Source organism: Gemmatimonadaceae bacterium, from assembly GCA_019637355.1.
In the GTDB taxonomy this organism is placed as follows: Bacteria; Gemmatimonadota; Gemmatimonadetes; order Gemmatimonadales; family Gemmatimonadaceae; genus Pseudogemmatithrix.
On the sequence record JAHBVT010000001.1, the window covers coordinates 1,867,145 to 1,884,185 of the forward strand.

Genomic DNA, 17,041 nt, shown 5'->3' on the forward strand with positions numbered 1-17,041 from the left:
AAGATACGCGAGTGCCGCGAGGACAAGCGACTCGCCGGTCTAGGCAGTCTTGGGGGCCTAGCCGAGGCTGATTGGTCTTGCGAGGCGCTCTGCGGAGGGTGAGTGTTGCGCGGGCCGCGCGCGCTTCTCTGCAGCCTAATCCACGTTAAGCGGACGAAGTGGTTCTTCGCGTAGGCAGCCGAGCCCGGACACCGTTGCACTCCTCACACAATCTCCTAGGCCAATGCGACTCATTATCGCGTATCTCACCGTATTCCTCGCCGCCCTGTTGTATGCGGTGTACGCCGATCTGGCCGAGCTCCTTCCCGCTTGGCTGAGCTCGCAGGCGAGCGCCTTCCGGTGCGTGATTGCCGGTGGTTTCGGCGGCCTACTGTATTTGACGCGAGCCATATACATCAATCGCGCCGTCAAGAAGCAGTGGGACTCCTCGTGGCACGTCTGGTACTATCTCCGCCCCGCCGCTTCACTGATGTCCGGGGGCGTCGCCTATCTCTTCCTTTCCGCGGGACTCTTGGTACTCGGTGCCGAAGCGCGAAGTGAAGGCGGTTCACTTGGCTTCACCGCGCTCGCGTTCATCGCCGGACTCAATGTTGATCGATTCATTGAGAAGGTTGAAGATCTCGCTCAAGCCGCTTGGGGCATCAAAAAGTCGCGCTCCTCATCGGACAGCACGAGCTCCCGCGAGTCGCAATGAGTGCCGTGCATCTTCTCAACGTCGGCCCTGGCGACTGCACCGTTATTCAGCATGCCAGTGGACGCGTGTCATTGCTAGATATTTGCTGTGCCAACGCTCAGCGCACCCACGCGCGCGTCAGCATGGCCAAGATCTTCGAATCAGTTGCGGCTGGCGGCAACTTTCGCATGTGCGACTCGAAGGAGCAGCCGCTCGACTACCTGCAACGATTGGGGGTGTCACGGATCTGGCGCTTCATCCTGTCTCATCCCGACATGGATCACATGGATGGTTTAGCGGCTTTGCTTGACAACATTAGCGTGCAGCATTTCTGGGATTCTGGTGTCAGGCGGGCCGCGCCAGATTTCGCTCCTGGCTCTCCTTACCTCCAGGCCGACTGGGACGCTTACGAGGCGCTGATTTCTGGTTCGGGCAGTAGCATGGGCGCGCCGGTACAAACATTGGAGGTACTTGCTGGGAACCGCTTTTCTTTCGCGAACGAGCCCCCAGACTCGCACGATGGCATTTACATTCTTGCACCCGACAAGAGCCTGCGGGATCAGGCGAGCGCGTCCGAAGACGTGAATGATGGCTCCTACGCTTTGCTCTATCGGAGCAACGGTGGACGCATCGTGCTGCCAGGAGATGCGTACGATGACACGTGGCGTCACGTCATCGACACTTACCGAACCGACGTGGCAGGGTGTGCCTTTCTTCTCGCACCACATCATGGTCGAGACTCCGCACGCTCATACGAGTATTTGGACGTCCTTCGCCCCGCTCTCACACTTATCGGCTGCGCCCCATCAGAGCACATTAACTACCACGCTTGGTACGATCGCGGCCTTGACTTCATCACGTCTAATCAGGCTGGCAACGTCGTTCTGCACACGGACAACGGACGCCTCAACGTCTTCATCGAGAATCGCAAGTTTGCCGCCAAGTACGTTGACGTAGACTCGACTCCAAAAGACGCTCTCGGGCACTATTTCATCGGCAGTATTTCGGATAGATAGCTGGCCGGTTTTGCGCGCCGCCGCTTAACGAAGCTTGCTGCCGACGAGCGCAGGTGCGGTAGCGGTTGTGGGGCCTCGCCTTCATCTTCTGTAAGGTTTGGCGAGGCCCCACAACCGCATCTTTCTGTGAAGCGGCGGCCCGCGTCAAGCCCCAGGTGCGTTGACGCTGTTGCACGACTCAGTTGTGCCTGCGCTGCTCGAGGTGCTGCTCATCCTTCTGTTCGCGCTCGCTCGTGAGGCCCGAGGCCTCGGCGCATTGGGGTCTGCGAAGGAATGGTGGCGCCAACTATGGGGCGGCTCTCACCTGCGGCCATAAAATGCGTCGCGCTCACCACTCCCGATTCAGTCATCTCGATCCCACGCAGGTCCTGCCCTTACCCAGCGATCATGCGGCGGACGCCGGCACGGGCTGCGGCGTCCGCAGGTGGCCCGCGTCGTACGCCCGCTGGTCCCGCCACATCGCATAGAGGATGCCCGCGAGCCGCCGCGCCAGCGCGACCGCCGCGATCTTCGTGCCGCGGCGATGCAGGATGCGCTGCGCCCACGCCCGCAACACCGCGGTGTCGCTTGACTTGGAGCGGAGGATGCGCCACGCCGCCTCGACCAGGAGATAGCGCGCGCGCCGGTTGCCCGCCTTCGTGATGTGGCCGAGTCGCCGCTTCTCGCCCGAGCTCCGCTCCCCGGGCACCAACCCGAGGAAGGCCTCGAACTGGTGCGCCGACGGGAACCGGCCGATGTCATCCGCGATCGCGACGATGCCGCTGGACGTCACCGGCCCGACGGCGGGGGCCGTCTGCAGCAGCGCGACGATCGGGTCCGTCCGCCCGAGCGCCGCGATGCGCGCGTCGGCGGCCGCGATCTGCACGTTCAGCGGCGCGAGGATCGCGACCAGCGGCGCGAGCTCGGCCGCCAGCTCCGGCGAGAGCGGGAGCGCGGTGAGTCGTTCGACAAACCACGCGGCCGTGCTGTTCGGCACGCGCAGGCCGTCGCGGCGCACGAGGGCCTTGGCGAGCGCGATGCACCGCGTGCGCGTCCGGACGAGCGCCTCGCGCACGGCAAGCTCGGCCCGCACGTGCCGCCGCGCCGCCGAGACGCGGTGCGCCGGACGATAGGCGCCGAGCCGGAGCGCGTCAGCCAGGGTCCGCGCATCGCGCTTGTCCGTCTTCACCCGGCGGCTGCGCGTGGCGTACATCGGCGCGAAGTTCGGGTCGGCGACGACGACCGCATGCCCGAGGGACTCGAGGTGGCACGCGACCCACTCGCTCTCGGTCGACGCCTCGACGAGGATGCGTGCGGGCGGACGCGCGCCCAGCACCGCGGTGAAGCGGTCGCGGCTCGTGACGATGCGTCGTTCGGTGACGCCGCCCTGCCCGTCGAGGATGCAGAGCTGGCTCTCGCGCTTGTGGAGATCGATGCCTATCATATCCATGGCGGCTGGCCTCCGCAGTGTGCCCCGTCGCGAGACGGCGAGCACGGTAGATGGTATGGGGCAGAACCTTGCACCCGTGGATGGGCGGAGGTCCAGCCGCCGCTTCATACCAACTATGGGAGCGCTCGCAGCAGAAGCGCACGTTACGCAGAGCCATCCGACTTCACACCGAGGGACGTGGTCGATGACGACGCTCATTGCTCGCAGATTTGTCCGCGACAGCACCGACTACCGAAGCGTCGTCGAGCTCGACGATGCTGCCCTCGTCGATGATGAGCTCACGTTTGCAGTGGCATGCGCGTTCCGCTCGCGCCCAAACGGAGACTGGATTGAGCGCGCCGTGCAAGGCACCCTGAACGCAGACCTCGAGGCCATCGACGTTAGCCTTGATGGGAGATTGATCGCTCGTGTACCACTCGCCCTACCTCTTCCCGACAGTCAGGACTTTCACGGCAACGACGTTGATCTCGCGCATGCAGACGGCGCCGTGGACGAGCACCTGGACGTGTCCGCAGTTGAGGAGTTCATCGGGCACATTCCGACCGATCCCATTGTCGGCTGCCTTGTGAAGGGCGCCGTCAGTACCACGATTGGACAGACGATTCGATGCTGGCACCGAACGAAGCCGCGCGCGCCCGTCTCGGCAAGGTCACACGTAAGGAGCGTTGGTGCTTGCCTCGCGGAGTATGGCATCCGGATGGCGCTGACTTTCGTCTACCGTGCCGGGCGCTGCGTTGCGTTCGGAGGTGCACGCTAGGTACGCACACGGCGTCCATAGGGTTCGTCTCCGGCCAGGGCATCGGCCCGCCTCGCAGAACAAGGGGTGTCGATGCGGTTTAGGAGGAGTATTACCCACGTTACAGACGCTATAGCTTCCTAATGTCCCTGACTGCACGGCATCCGCGATATCTCGATCACACAGGCGTGCCGCCCTCGGCTTCACCCATGTGTTGGTTCCTCTTCGTTGGCGCGTCGCTCCGGAAGGAGTGTGATGCACACTGCGGAAAGCTCGCCGCGCCGATCCATCGAGGCTGGCGGTGGGGTCGCTGCGTTACATCGGAATCGAAAGACTCACGCACTCCGGGCTCAACGACACAGTCGTGGCCCAATAGTAGGCCGCAACCTACACGTCACCAAGCAGAAGATCGAGATACGGCCCGTCCACGAGCCACCTGATGGGACGCTGTGTGAGCCCGTGATCCTGGAACAGAAAGCCATTCACTCCTAGGTACATCTCGGTTGGCCGCCGGCCTCGCCGTTGGACCGGCTCGGTTCCGACGATGAGTACGACTGGCTGTGGGGTATTCGCCTCGCCGCTTGCAGCCAGCGCTCTGTATGTCGACGCATCCGTTGGGCTCGGATGGGGGTCAGGTTCTGGGTGGCTGTGCCACTCCCCCAGGAAGTCGACGCAACCCTCGCTCGCCGAAGCGTGACGGTCTAGAAACGCCTGGCAGAACTCCCGATCACGGTTGAACGAATGTCGCGTGTGACGAGATTTCGGCCCGGGACCGCTTGCCGCTGTAACCACAAACGCATCGAGCCGAGAGTCCGAGAAGCCGACGAGAACCCCGCCGGTCTCTACTCCCGCCTTGCGCGCGACCTCAGTCTCGAACGTATGCCTCACGGATTCAAGTACGTAGAGGCGCGCAGCGAAAGGGGTCGGCGCGCTACGCCGGCTACTTCGACGGAATGGCAGCCAATGCACTGTCATACTCCGCCTGGTCTTCCTCCGAGAGCCCGCCACCCATCGCTTCGCCAGAACACACTGGGCACTCCGGATGCGGCCGGAACCCTCGTCGATCGATCGTCAACGGTGGAACCGGATACTTCGGATCAACGTCGCAGATCCGGTTGCCAGCGAAGACCCAGTGACTCTGATCATCCTCCAGCCGATCATGCACGACGTCGAGAGCCATCTCCACCACGATGTGCGCCGCCAGCGCGTTGGAATTGCCCGCACCTGGAAAGGCGGGGGTTGTGCAGCTCGCCTCGTAGAATGGCTCGCTGGTGCCAGCAGGCTGTCCGACATATCCCCACTCGCGCCTTCCATCGAGCTGCTCCTTCTCGAACAGACCGTTGCAGTACAAGCATGCCGTACGACCTGCGCGGTAGACAAATGCGCGAAGCACCTGTGCTTCGCCCATCAGCCAGGCGTGCAGAACAGGGATCGCACGTGGCGCACGACGCGCCAGGTCATCGATGTGCGAGTCCGCCGCTTTGATCGCCACGGTCGCGATCACGAGCGCCGGCACGGTTGATGGATCAAGAATCATTCGATCGAAAGAGCCATCAGCCTGCCTAGTACCCAACTGCGGTGACACTGCAACGTGGGGGTTCGTCTCCATCAGGACCTGACGAATCGCCCGCACCTTGGCCTTCCCGATATCGGGGAACCGGGCCTCATGCCTGATCACGTTGCCGGGTGACACCGAATCGGGATCAACCAGAACAACGTTTCCGGCCCCCATGGCCGCGAGGCTACGAGCCACCGTCGACCCGAGTGCCCCGACGCCAACGATCACGATTCTGGCTTCCGCTAGCGCTCTCGCCTGCTCGTTCGATGCGTATCGATTGCCAACTCGCCGCCGTAGATCCTCGGGGCGAACGAAATAGGACGGCACGCCCCGAAGCTCCACCTTCGACCAGAACTCGTGGCCAAGGAGCTTCGGGTTTCTGCGAACGTCCTTCCCCAACCTTGGCCACTCAAGGCTCACGACCAACCATTCGTAATCCGGACCGTGATCGCTCGCACCGCGGCGGCAACGTTTGAACTCGAGGACGATCGGAAGAAAACCTCGCTGGCGAGCATGCTTGTCGAGCACCTGGCCGGCCATGGCTCTCCACTGCTCTCGCTTGATGTCGAGGTGTGTATCCAAAACCTCCTCGAAGCCAGCCAAATCGTGGAAGGGCGTCGGTTCCGCCTCGATGCGAAACCAAAGTGCCTCGACGTTACCAAACCTGTTCGCATTGACGGTGTTCTGATCGAGCCGGAGTGATCGCCAGAACTTCGTATTCTCGTCGCGAACCACTGTTTCAGAGGTCTTGCCCCCCTTCCACCGCCGTTGCCCCGCGATTGCCAGACTCGGCTTCTCATCTGAATGCTTGTCCCATTCCAGCACGAGCGTGCCGTGCGAAGGCCCCCCGTGCTCAAGAGCATGACCGGGGATCAGGACCGTCCGAACAAATGCCGCTTCCGGTTCCAGATACGCCAGAAGTTCACCAGCGGGCACCTCGTTGGCGAAGACCCCACTGACGTAGCCGCGAAACCAGTCCTCAGCACCCTCGATCGCCCGCTCGATGCCGTGACCAACAACCCAGGGTTCGAGCTCCTCCTGCATATAGCAAAGTTCTCCCGAAGGACCCGCCTGGTGCCGTTGGCGGCGAATCGCGACGTCAGATGGGCGAACCGCCAGCTTGTCAAACGGATATGAGGGCGGATACGCGATCTCGACGTCAAATCCGTGCCAGGCAACTGGCCCCCCGGGTGCAGCCGCCTCCACGCGAATACGTCCGGACACGACAAGCTGGACTGGCCCGTGGTCCTCCCATCGGCGAAACCGCGGCTGGAATCCCCTCCTGACCGCCAACCTATGCTCTCGCAAGAACACGCCGGGCAAGCGGGTCCACCACGGCGCCGGAGTCGGTTCCGTGGCCGGGGCGGCACCGTTGGTGCCTGGTGCAGTCACCGCGCGTGAGTAGTCGGCCTACGCGGTTGGGCTCTTGTCGCCCAATCGCGTACGAGACACGATTGAAGCCGCAGCCGCCTTCGCCTGCCCACCCTTACCTCCCGAACCCTTCTCCTTGTCCGGGCCAGGCAGTTCGTACTTCGACTGAAAGACCGCATCGTCCATGGACCACGTCATCTTGCCGGCTTCGTCGATCGTAAGAACGACGGTCAGGTGCTTATCGGTCCTAAACGTGTTGGCCTCGGTCACGTGCTTCTTGTACAGCCTGAGTGCGTCGGCGTGGGGGTGACCGTGGCTGTTGTCGGCGCCAACGGAAATCACGAGGTGAGAGGGCGACATTGCCTCCATGTGCTCCTCCCACGACTCATCCTCTTCCTTCTTCTTCTTGAAGAACGTTCGCGACCCGTGGTGGCTGACCTGGAGGACGTCCACGCCCAAGAGGCCATCGCGATCGTAGTGCTTTGTGATGCTCTCCCAAGCACCCTTGTTTGTATCGCCGGTGATCATGACGCTCTTGCCGCCGAAGGAGACCTTCATCGCGATGCACTCGTTGTGGATCGCCTCGCGTTTTTCCTCTGACGCCTTGTCCTTGTCGAGCTTGACGTAGGAGCTGGGTCGGAAGATGTGAAAGCTTGCCCCGTCGATCTCGGCGAACGCATCGGCGCATGCGCACACCTTCTTCGCCTTGTCTCCGAGATCCTTGATCAGCCCCTGGAGCTCATCATAGTTCGGGTTTTCACCCTTCTCGCAGTCGAGCTCGTGTCCCGAGTGCCACATTTCGTCGATCTCGAAATCCTTCCGGAGATCGGCCACGCCGCAGATGTGGTCGTCGTGCGGGTGGGTGTTCACGAAATAGGCCAGCCTGCCTTTCTTTCCGCTCTTCGCGGGAAGCGTGTCGGAGAGGTAGTCGATGACGTTGATGCCTTTGTTCTTCCGATCGAGGTTGATGTCGACGACCATATGCTTGCCATTCGGCAGCACGATGTGCGTGCAATCACCCTGGCCGACGTTGAGGAACTTGAACTTGATCTCTTTCTTGGCGCTCATGCGAACCTCCCCTACGAATTTGGGGGTTGAGGTTGGGAGAAATCGGCGGTCAGTCACCGGCAAGCAGCCATGCGAGGCCTACAACCGCCGCGGCGACACCGGAGGCCTTCGCCAGTTGCGGACTTCGTCGGACACCCGTGGCAACATGAGCCACGAAGTGCTCGCAGTTGTTTCCGAACAGGTTGTAGCGCGGGGTCCGCAGAGCCTCGACGAGCCGCCGTCGCGCGCTCACCAAGTCGTGAATTCGACCGACCGACTCCCAAGGACCTGTTTGCGAAAGGGGCTGTGCCTGTAAACCGCTCGGAGGCTGATGGATGATCATCGGCTCCGCGCCGGGCGGCAACTGAAGACCGAGCATGTTGCCCACGTCGAGGATACCGAAGTGGAAGACGCCCTTGTCACGTCGAAACTGACGGACGACGAAGAGCCCAAGAGACGCGGCGGGTCGTGGTGCGTACGACACAGTTCTCACCCCTTGGGCGGGAATTTGTCGGGCCCGTAGCTGTTCTTCTCCCGGATCTGCCCGTTGCGCCCGTGGATGAAGTGCTCCGACTTCTGGTCTCGCGCAATCGAGCGGCCGGAGCGAGCGGCGGCGTCCTGGGTCCGGTGGGTCACTCCTGTCGGCTTACCGCCGACGCGGTTCACCCACCCGTTCCCAGCCGGATTCGGCGTCGTGTGAACGTCCTTCTTGGCCATAACCCTCCCTCCTGCGTTAGAGAAGCGCAGTCCGGATCGGGAGGGTCCTTCAGTCGCTGATCGGCGCTGAGTACACGCCGGTAAGTGCTTCGGTCGGTCCGGTCCGAGGAGCTGCTGCCTCGGTTGTGTTTCCCTCCACGCCTCGACGGTGGCGGGGGAGTAAATATAATTCATTCGCGAGTCTAGGCAAGCCCTATTCTGCCGAGGGAGTTGCCCGGCGCGTGCTTGGAAACAAGTTTCCCATATCGGCCTCCGAGCTGGACAACAATGTGATGTGGCAGTCCGTCCGCAACACCTCTCGACCTGGCCCCCCCCCTTTCAGCATGATCGACCGCTACGACCGCGTCGCACGCGTTTATCCGGCAATTCTGAGCTCGCTGCCGCTGCTCCTGCTCAACTACTTCCTTTTGCGGCTCCACCTCGGCCCGCTCCTCGACGATTTCGCAAAGGCGAAGTGGCCAGGTGGTATCGCAATCACAGTGGTCGCGATGTATCTCCTCGCGCAGGCCGCTCGGATCGTTGGCAAGGAGTTGTTCGAGGATACGGTTTTCGAGAACGAGACTCGGATGCCAACCACTGAGCTTCTCCTGCACGGCAATTCAGGCCTGTCAGCCGAACACCGCGCGCAGATTCATGTACGCCTCGCGCACGACTTCGACCTACACCCTTTCGGGCCTGATCGCGAGCGATTGGACGAACTCGGCGCTCGGAGGATATTGGTCGACTGCGTCCGCCAGATGCGAAGAAAAGTCGGCAACGGGCGTCTCCTCCTGAAGCACAACAGTGAGTACGGGTTCATTCGCAATCTGGCAGGTGGCGCGCTCCTCGCCTCCGTGATTAGTCTGGTCGACCTTGCTCTCTTCGGCTCTGTGTGGCCCAACACGCTCGCCTATTCGCTCTCGTTGGCGCTTGCGGTGTCCTACGTCATCGTTATGGCTTCTGCCCGGCCGCTGATGCGCCGGCTGGGGCATCGCTACGCTCTCGTGCTAATGCAGGAGTACCTCGGAACCTGAGGGGCCAAGCGAAATCGCACGACCGGAGGCCCTTCGCGGCACCTGATGGCCCTTAGCGCGTCCACGACACGCCGATCGCCACCGCTCCCGGCTGGAGCGCAATCGCCACGGTGACGCCCGTCCACCAGAGCAGTCAGCCCCACCGCCACGGACGTCGCAGCACCGACGCCTCAATCCAGCGCGCGTTCGGATTGATCGGCAAGCAAGACGGGAGGGAGGAGCCCCCTCTTCGATGCGGTTAGCATCCCAGCCGGTGTGCTCCGGCCCTTCGGTTCTCACGTCTCTCGTCCGAACGCTCCGTGCGCCACTGATACCCCGGAGAGCCACGTCTTCTGAAGGTCGGTAAGGCCGTCATCCGAGCGTGGCCTCGGTCGAACGCGCGTTGGAGTTGACGTGACCGAGTGCCTGCATGGGAGTGCTTCAATGCGCAGGTCAAGGTCGAGCGATTCCGGCTCGAGTACCATGCGGAGCACGTTCACAGCAGCCTGGGCGGCTTGACGTCGGCCGAGTACGTGGCTCGATTCACCCTGTCGGCTCCGGCCGAGCTCACCCGACTGTCAGCTAGAGACTTGACCTAACCTACGGTAGGGCGCGCTCATCGTCGCTGTGCTGCTACGAGCCTGCCCGCCGGCGACACAGTTGTGGGATGCCCTCGCCACTAGGAGAACCTGATGCCCATTCTTTCTCGCCTCACCGTCGCCGTTATCCTCGGCCTCTCGCTCGGAGTCAGCCGAGACCTCGAAGCGCAGCGCCGCTGTGTCAAGGGCAAGCCGTGCGGGAACACCTGCATCGCGCAGAACAGGACCTGCCACGTGAGCACACCGTCGGCGACCCCGTCTCCGTCACCGGCTCCTCGCACAGCGCCTGCAGCGCCGCCCGCTCGTACCGATAGTCAAGCGCCCGCGACGACCGGCCCGTGGGTCGCATCGCGCCGCGGATCGACGTATTACCGAAGCGGATGCACCGGCGGCAATCAGCTTGCGGCGCAGAACCGGATCTACTTCCGGACCGAGGAAGAGGCCCGTGCGGCCGGCTATCGGCGCTCAACACAGCGAGGTTGCTGATGGGTATGCAAACCTACATCGACCGCGACCGCGACTCTGGCATCCGTGCATATCAGCTAGGGCCTGGCTGGATCCACGTGCAATTCAAGGATGGAAGCGTGTATGAGTGGACCGACCGAAGCTGCGGGCACAGCAACATCGCGATGATGCATCGGCTCGCTGTCGCAGGCGACGGGCTGAATCGGTTCATCAACTTACACGTGAAGAAGACCTACAGCCGGAAGGTACGGTGACACGGAACTCAATGCCTTGGCGACGGCCACAGTGAATCACAACCCCCTCGCGGAAATGCTCGGAGCCGCCGCGACCTTCATACACCCCTGTCCTCGCAGCCTGGGCAGCGTGGTTCGGCACGAGACGCGCCGAACCACGTATCGATGGCAAAAGGCGCTGCAGCACCGTACGTGCTGGTACCGACGCATGCTTCACCACCTCGTTGAGTTCAAGAGTGCGGTGGCGAAGTACCCAACACGTCGAGCACCAAGCGACCACGAGCAGGAGCACTATTCCCGCGCAGTGCATCGCCTCATCCACTACTCCGGACTCTCGGCGCTGTATGCGGGACCGCCGACCCATGCAGCGGTCTGGGACCTGCGCTTCGCCTTGGAAGAGATCGAGGGACTGAAGCAGCTCATCGAGCCGGCAACTGAGCTTGAAGCGGCACTCAATGTCACTCAGCGCGCAATCGACCACGTATGCGGCGAGGGGCGCGCGCTCATCGGTATCCCCTCGCTGCCATCGAGTGCTACCGAATGAGCCTGAGCAACCTGCTATCCGGCATTCTCGGCGCTGTGCTTGGATCCCTCGCTTCGTTCTGCGCGGTACTCCTCGACCACAAGTTGCGCGCGCGGTCAGAACAGAAGCGTACGCTCAACAGCATTCTGCGGGAGATCGGGATAGTGCGGCGATCGCTGGAGCGCTGGATCGAGAAGCGACAGGGGGGCGTGAGCTGGAAGGAGGGCTGCCCCGCCGGCGTCCGTCCGTACCTGCAAGTCGCCGAACGGCTGCCGGTCGAAGTCTCGGAACTGCCGACTGCGGTGGGCCGGCAGATCGAAGCCGTTGAGCTCAAGCTGACAATCTTCTGCGCGGCGTGCACCGAGGAGTTTGAGCGGCGCCTAACGACAGAGAATCCGCTCGCGCACATCGCCGAGAACGAAGCCGGCATCCAGCGGGTGGTGCGGCTCGGAGAGCACGCCGTGGCCGCGATCCGACTCGCCGAGAAGACGTGCACCGAGCAGTGGGATGCGTGGCAGGTCCCGTTCTACAAGCGGCCAATCAGCCTTCGCGCAGAGGTGTCGAACTACCAAGGCCCGCGACGGCTGCCCGGGTACGACAATGACTGAGCGAGGACCGTCGAGACCGCCGCTCGGACACGGAAAATGAAGATCAGCCGCATAGAAGCAGAGCGCCATCTCACGAAGGTCATCGATGAGTACTTGCTGCGAGACCTAGCTCGCATGAACGAGAAGGATGGGCGAGGAGCTTGTGGGCCACCTGCCCCACAACGGGCCGCGTCGGGCATGCGCGCTCCGGGACCGGTGAGCAACGAGCATACGTCCGGCTCGGGCGCGGCCCGCCACCGTTCCGTTGCGCGGCGAGCCCGCTGGGCGCAACGTTCGCGACGAGGCACCGGCGTAACGAGGCTTGCTGCAGACTGGCGTCCACGGAGGTGCGCTGGGCGCGCTTCTCGTTGCAGCGCCCGTAGCAGAAGCTGACGCTTCTTTGACTCCTTGGCATCGACATGAAACCACTCTTCACCCTTCACGCCGGCGAGTACCTCGTGGGCTCACACATCGAGTCCACATTTCGCCGCGTCAACCTCTGGATCCCCGCCCGGGACACCGGCGTCGACCTGCTGGTCACCGATCGCCACAACCAGAAGACGCTCTCGCTTCAGGTGAAATTCTCCAAGGACTTCCTCGTCACGCACGCCGAGCCGGAGCTTCAGGGCCACCTGCAAGCGGTGGGCTGGTGGAGTCTCAACCGAGAGAAGCTCGCTGCCTCAAAGGCCGAGTTCTGGGTGCTGGTCCTCCAAGGCTTCGCTCACCAGTCCACTGACTGCGTTGTCATCCCGAGAGCGGCGCTGCTCCGATTCCTGACGCGGCTCCACGGGAAGACGGGGAACATCATTCAGACCTACATCACGGTCACTGCAGACGGGCGCTGCTACGAGAGCAGAGGTCTATCCAAGCGCGAGAGGCTCGGTATCGCTTCGAAGGTTTCGCCCATTCCAAAGGCACGCGACCTAACGCCGTGGCTCAACGACTGGACCCCCGTCAAGCGCCTGAACCGCTGAGGCTCGCTGCCGGAATCCGCCGCGCCAACAACTATGCCCCCAGTTCAAGTAGAGACCTCTCGCATCCGCCCCTTCCCCACCCCCCAAGCCTTCCAAACCTGGCTCTCCACCCACCACGCCTCCGCCCCAGAACTCTGGCTCCGCATCTATAAAAAGGACTCCGGCGTCCAAACCATCACCTACGCCGAAGCCCTCGACATCGCCCTCTGCTACGGCTGGATCGACGGCATCCGCAAGTCCTACGACGCCACCTCCTTCCTCCAACGCTTCACCCCGCGCCGCCCCAAGAGCGTCTGGAGCCAGGTCAACCGCGATCACATCGCGCGCCTTATCAAGGAGAAGCGGATGACCCCGCACGGCCTGAAGCAGGTCGAGGCCGCCAAGCAGGACGGCCGTTGGGACGCCGCCTACGCGCCCATCCGCGCGGCCACGCCGGGCAGCCTCCCCAAGGACCTGCGCGCCGCCATCAAGGCCAACGCCAAGGCCGAGCGCAGCTTCAAGACGCTCACCAAGATGAACATCTTCGCCCTCGCCTACCGCACCAACGCGATGCGCACGCCCGCCGGCCGCGAGCGCAAGATCGCCGCCCTGGTCGCAATGCTCGCCCGCGGCGAGACGATCACGCCGCAAGCCAAGCCGGCCGCCAAGAAGAAGTAGTCCGTCACGCAAGCAAGTCGGAGGTGGAATGGAGATCAGAATCGCCGGAACGCTTGTCGGCACCGACGCGGTAACCCACAACGCCGGGTCGCCGGGGTTCGGCCGCTATGATTCCGACACGATCGAAGTGTCGCCCTATTCGATTGCGTTCAGCGCGCAGGAGATCATCGAGGCGCTCGCGCTGCCCTACGACCAAGCCTGTCGGGAACTGAAGGAAGACGAGCGAGCCTACGGCGACACGTCGGACTTCACGGCGATCGGATACTGCGGGCTACCCGACGCGATCGCCAAACACCCCGATGCGCTGGCCGAGATCATCCGAGTGTATCTCCTCGAAGCGCTCTTCGAACACATCCTGCCCCCACGGAAGGGCTGGAAGTTCGTGCTCAACAGCGTCGATCGCATCGACGTCACGCCCGCCACGATCCTGCTCACCGGGCGCTGCTTCAGGCACATCGCCGGACCCGGCCTGCGGATGACCGGCACCTGATGCGCCGAGCCCGCTAGCAACGTCGGGCTGGGCCCAGCATCTCCCGCTCCAGGCGCCGGACTGGCCGACCTTGACATATTCCCATATGGGAATAGTTTTCCGCCCGTGCCACGCGCCGCCACCACCTCCGACGCCTTCAACGCCATCGCCGAGCCTCGGCGGCGCGCGATCCTCGACTTCCTCGCCGAGGATGAGCGCCCGGTCACGGACATCATCAAGCGCCTGCGCCTCGCCCAGCCCTCGGTCTCCAAGCACCTCGGCGTCCTGCGCCGCGTCGGCCTGGTCTCGCAGCGCCGCCACGGACGGCAGATCCTCTACCGCACGAATCCCGCGCAGCTCAAGGCGATCCACGACTGGACCCGCCGCTTCGAACGCTTCTGGACCACACAGCTCGACCGCATCAAGGACCGCGCCGAACGGCGCGCCGCCACGCCCTGACCACGAGGAACGCTCCCGATGTCACCGCTGCCCACCGCACTGGATGAAATGACGCTGGACTTCGCAAAGGAGACCCGCGTCCGCGCCTCACTCGACGACACCTTCGCCGCGCTCCTCGAGGAACTCGGCCCGGAGATGCTCGGAATGGCCGATGCGCCGATGCCGATGGTCCTCGAGGCCTTCCCCGGCGGCCGCTGGATGCGCGACCTCGGCGACGGCAACGGACACTGCTGGGGCAACGTCCAGGCCATCCGCCGGCCCACGCTGCTCGAGATCGCCGGCCCGATGATGATGTCCTTCGCGGTGGCCTCGAACCTCCAGTACCGCCTGCGCAGCGAGGGCGACGAGACGGTCCTCACCCTGCGCCACACGGCGCTGGGCCTGTTCCCGGAAGGCTACCGCGAGAACATCACCACCGGCTGGACGGCCATCTCCGAACGCGTGCAGCGCCGCTTCGCCGCCCGCAGCTGACTCACCTCACACCGATTCCCGATCAATGTCCCTCGCCGCACAGCTGGTCCAGGAGCTCGAGCAGGAAGCCGCCGTCACCCGCCGCGTCCTCGAGCGCGTCCCCAAAGACAAGTTCGACTGGGCGCCCGCCCCCAAGACGCGCACGCTCGGCCAACTCGCGATGCACATCGCCACCAACCCGGGCAGCACGATGGCCCTGGCCGCCGCGAACCCGTCGCATATGCCGGAGATGACGGACGCCACGCCACACTCACGCGCCCAGTTGCTGGCCGCGCTCGACGAAAGCGTCCTCGCCGCCAAGACCCTCCTCGCCCCGATGACGGACGCGCAGGTCACGGAGCGCTGGACGGTGCTGGCTGGGGGCAAGGAGGTCCTCGCGATGCCGCGCAACGCGTTCCTGCGCGCGGTGTTCCTGAACCACTGGTACCATCACCGCGGGCAACTCACGACGTACCTGCGGCTGCTGGGTGAGACGGTGCCGGCGATCTATGGGCCGAGTGCGGATGAGAATCCGTTTGCGTAGCTGACGAGTCCGACTGCGCTGCTGGGGGCTACTGCCGCGCGAAGAACGCCCACATCATCGCCGTGGCATCGGGGGTGGACGACACCCGGTCCGCCCCCACCCGTCGGCCGCTGCGCCCACCTGGCCAGGCGTGGCCGCCGTCCACGACAGCGTGCAGTTCCACCTCGCGCCCGCGCGGACAGGGCCAGCGGTAGGTGACGACATTCGCCACCGAATCGCGCTGCGGTTCGAGGCCGCAGCCGTTGGCCCGCGCCCAGTACACCCCCTGCTCCAACGACGGCCGGGCGTCGCGCCGCCAAGCGCCACGCCCCACGCCGCCCGGCGTACCGCCATCGAAGGGGACGCTCTCGTCCCGCATCCCGTTGAAGATGATGGCGCGCACCGGCGCCGCCGGCGGCGGCTCGTCGCCAAACAGTGTGCCCACCACGGGGGCGATCGCCGCCACCTTGTCCCCGAGACGGAGCGCGGCCACGTGGCTCATCATCCCGCCGTTCGACATCCCCGTGACGAACACGCGCCGAGGGTCCACGGCCTGAGTGGCGACGAGCGTGTCAATCAGCGCCCTGAGGAAGCCGACGTCGTCCACCTCGCGCTCCATCGCCGGGCCGCAGCAGTGCCGCGCGTTCCACGTAAGCAGCAGTTCGCGGCGCTCGCGGCGCGCGCTGCCGTTGGGATACGCCACCACGATCCCCTCGCGCTCCACCAGGGCGGTGAAGCCGGTCATCCGCTCCGCGTTCTCGGCGTTCCCGCCACCGCCGTGCAGGACGATGACCCGCGGGCGCATCGCGCCCGCGGCCGCCGGCGCGCGCGGGACGCGCACCTCGGCGCTCCGGGTGCGCGCGCCGACACGGAGTTCGTAGCGCTGGCTACGCTGCGCGCTCGCAGTATCGGGAACGGCGGCGAGCAGCGCCGCGACAAGCACGAGTGATCGCATTCGAGGAATATTGTCGCCGCCGACCGTCGCAGTCGAGGAGCCAACGCTGGCCGCCGCGAACCCGTCGTGAATGTCCGCGTTAGGCGGACTTCCGCGCGGGACGCTTACGGCCGACTGTCGCGAACGCTTCGCCGATCTTCGCGCCCGAGGCCCCTGATACGATTAGGGAGCGCACCAAGAGGTCGAGCGATACCGACCTGTCCGCCGCTTCCATCTTCGCCACGCGAGACTGGCTCGACCCCAGCGCCTCGGCAAGCTGCGTCTGGGTCCAGTGGCGCTCGACACGCGTCTCCTTCAGGACGCGGGCCAGTTCGGCGCGCACCGCGACCAGCGCCGCCTCCTCGTCCGTCAGCCCGAGAAAGTCCTGGGCGGTTCCGACCTTCCAGCCAGCCGCCTCCAGGCGCTGGCGCTTCTCCTTGCGCATTGGCTCCTCCCGTGGCCTCACGCGCTGTCGTAGCGCTTCAGCCGAGCCTTGCAGGTGTCAATCACGTGCTTGGGCGTCTGCCCCGTCTTCTTCGCGAACACGTCGAGGATCACCACAGCATCCTCGTCCAACCGATACACGATGCGCCACGTCACCGTCTCGTCGACGATGCGGAGCTCGTGGC

At 64.3% G+C, this 17,041-nt stretch carries 22 protein-coding genes; 13 read left to right on the forward strand and 9 right to left on the reverse strand.

What is annotated here, in order from left to right; genetic code table 11:
* The first annotated feature begins 223 nt into the window (after positions 1-223).
* Together KF689_08595 and KF689_08600 are read left to right on the forward strand one after the other, a co-directional pair.
* Positions 224-694, forward strand: a complete 471-nt coding sequence (locus tag KF689_08595; GenBank protein MBX3133424.1) for a hypothetical protein — start codon at positions 224-226, stop codon at positions 692-694.
* Complete coding sequence (locus KF689_08600) at positions 691-1,689, forward strand: hypothetical protein (GenBank protein MBX3133425.1); 999 nt, start codon at positions 691-693, stop codon at positions 1,687-1,689. The genes KF689_08595 and KF689_08600 overlap by 4 nt, the downstream gene beginning before the upstream one ends.
* A 385-nt stretch (positions 1,690-2,074) precedes the next feature.
* On the opposite strand, the gene KF689_08605 is transcribed toward KF689_08600, so the two are convergent.
* Positions 2,075-3,112 carry an IS110 family transposase gene (locus tag KF689_08605; GenBank protein MBX3133426.1) on the reverse strand — a complete coding sequence of 346 codons (1,038 nt, stop codon included), beginning with the start codon at positions 3,110-3,112 and terminating at the stop codon, positions 2,075-2,077.
* Positions 3,113-3,302: 190 nt separating this feature from the next.
* On the opposite strand from KF689_08605, the gene KF689_08610 reads away from it, so the two are divergent.
* On the forward strand, positions 3,303-3,875 hold the full coding sequence (locus tag KF689_08610) for a hypothetical protein (protein MBX3133427.1): 573 nt from the start codon (positions 3,303-3,305) through the stop codon (positions 3,873-3,875).
* Positions 3,876-4,241: 366 nt separating this feature from the next.
* Here KF689_08610 and KF689_08615 read toward each other — a convergent pair whose 3' ends face one another.
* The 5 genes from KF689_08615 to KF689_08635 form a co-directional block, all read right to left on the reverse strand.
* Positions 4,242-4,742: a Mov34/MPN/PAD-1 family protein gene (locus tag KF689_08615; protein MBX3133428.1), complete on the reverse strand. Its 501-nt coding sequence runs from the start codon at positions 4,740-4,742 to the stop codon at positions 4,242-4,244.
* A gap of 52 nt (positions 4,743-4,794) precedes the next feature.
* Positions 4,795-6,456, reverse strand: coding sequence for a ThiF family adenylyltransferase (locus KF689_08620; protein MBX3133429.1), 1,662 nt, complete (start codon positions 6,454-6,456; stop codon positions 4,795-4,797).
* 366 nt (positions 6,457-6,822) lie between these two features.
* Positions 6,823-7,851 (reverse strand): hypothetical protein, encoded by a 1,029-nt coding sequence (locus tag KF689_08625; protein ID MBX3133430.1) that lies wholly within the window; start codon positions 7,849-7,851, stop codon positions 6,823-6,825.
* Positions 7,852-7,900: 49 nt separating this feature from the next.
* On the reverse strand, positions 7,901-8,314 hold the full coding sequence (locus KF689_08630) for a hypothetical protein (protein MBX3133431.1): 414 nt from the start codon (positions 8,312-8,314) through the stop codon (positions 7,901-7,903).
* A gap of 5 nt (positions 8,315-8,319) precedes the next feature.
* Positions 8,320-8,547, reverse strand: a complete 228-nt coding sequence (locus tag KF689_08635) for a DUF2188 domain-containing protein (protein MBX3133432.1) — start codon at positions 8,545-8,547, stop codon at positions 8,320-8,322.
* A gap of 323 nt (positions 8,548-8,870) precedes the next feature.
* Here KF689_08635 and KF689_08640 point away from each other — a divergent pair, with 323 nt between their 5' ends.
* From KF689_08640 to KF689_08685, 10 genes are all read left to right on the forward strand, one after another.
* Entirely contained in the window at positions 8,871-9,560 is a 690-nt protein-coding gene (locus KF689_08640; GenBank protein ID MBX3133433.1) for a hypothetical protein, read from the forward strand.
* A gap of 1,063 nt (positions 9,561-10,623) precedes the next feature.
* Positions 10,624-10,857: a hypothetical protein gene (locus tag KF689_08645; GenBank protein MBX3133434.1), complete on the forward strand. Its 234-nt coding sequence runs from the start codon at positions 10,624-10,626 to the stop codon at positions 10,855-10,857.
* A 283-nt stretch (positions 10,858-11,140) separates the two neighbouring features.
* Entirely contained in the window at positions 11,141-11,380 is a 240-nt protein-coding gene (locus tag KF689_08650) for a hypothetical protein (protein MBX3133435.1), read from the forward strand.
* A 143-nt stretch (positions 11,381-11,523) separates the two neighbouring features.
* Positions 11,524-11,967 (forward strand): hypothetical protein, encoded by a 444-nt coding sequence (locus KF689_08655; GenBank protein ID MBX3133436.1) that lies wholly within the window; start codon positions 11,524-11,526, stop codon positions 11,965-11,967.
* Positions 11,968-12,365: 398 nt separating this feature from the next.
* Positions 12,366-12,920: a hypothetical protein gene (locus KF689_08660; protein ID MBX3133437.1), complete on the forward strand. Its 555-nt coding sequence runs from the start codon at positions 12,366-12,368 to the stop codon at positions 12,918-12,920.
* A 33-nt stretch (positions 12,921-12,953) separates the two neighbouring features.
* Positions 12,954-13,577: a YdeI/OmpD-associated family protein gene (locus KF689_08665; GenBank protein MBX3133438.1), complete on the forward strand. Its 624-nt coding sequence runs from the start codon at positions 12,954-12,956 to the stop codon at positions 13,575-13,577.
* Between the two features lie 28 nt (positions 13,578-13,605).
* Positions 13,606-14,067: a hypothetical protein gene (locus KF689_08670; protein MBX3133439.1), complete on the forward strand. Its 462-nt coding sequence runs from the start codon at positions 13,606-13,608 to the stop codon at positions 14,065-14,067.
* A gap of 105 nt (positions 14,068-14,172) precedes the next feature.
* The gene (locus KF689_08675) at positions 14,173-14,505 is read left to right on the forward strand and encodes a winged helix-turn-helix transcriptional regulator (protein ID MBX3133440.1); all 333 of its coding nucleotides are present in this window, start codon (positions 14,173-14,175) and stop codon (positions 14,503-14,505) included.
* An 18-nt stretch (positions 14,506-14,523) separates the two neighbouring features.
* Positions 14,524-14,976 carry an SRPBCC domain-containing protein gene (locus KF689_08680; protein ID MBX3133441.1) on the forward strand — a complete coding sequence of 151 codons (453 nt, stop codon included), beginning with the start codon at positions 14,524-14,526 and terminating at the stop codon, positions 14,974-14,976.
* Positions 14,977-15,001: 25 nt separating this feature from the next.
* The gene (locus KF689_08685) at positions 15,002-15,499 is read left to right on the forward strand and encodes a DinB family protein (GenBank protein ID MBX3133442.1); all 498 of its coding nucleotides are present in this window, start codon (positions 15,002-15,004) and stop codon (positions 15,497-15,499) included.
* A gap of 28 nt (positions 15,500-15,527) precedes the next feature.
* On the opposite strand, the gene KF689_08690 is transcribed toward KF689_08685, so the two are convergent.
* The 3 genes from KF689_08690 to KF689_08700 form a co-directional block, all read right to left on the reverse strand.
* Positions 15,528-16,433: a prolyl oligopeptidase family serine peptidase gene (locus tag KF689_08690; GenBank protein MBX3133443.1), complete on the reverse strand. Its 906-nt coding sequence runs from the start codon at positions 16,431-16,433 to the stop codon at positions 15,528-15,530.
* 79 nt (positions 16,434-16,512) lie between these two features.
* The gene (locus tag KF689_08695; protein MBX3133444.1) at positions 16,513-16,857 is read right to left on the reverse strand and encodes an XRE family transcriptional regulator; all 345 of its coding nucleotides are present in this window, start codon (positions 16,855-16,857) and stop codon (positions 16,513-16,515) included.
* A gap of 17 nt (positions 16,858-16,874) precedes the next feature.
* On the reverse strand, positions 16,875-17,012 hold the full coding sequence (locus tag KF689_08700) for a type II toxin-antitoxin system RelE/ParE family toxin (protein ID MBX3133445.1): 138 nt from the start codon (positions 17,010-17,012) through the stop codon (positions 16,875-16,877).
* Positions 17,013-17,041 lie beyond the last annotated feature (29 nt).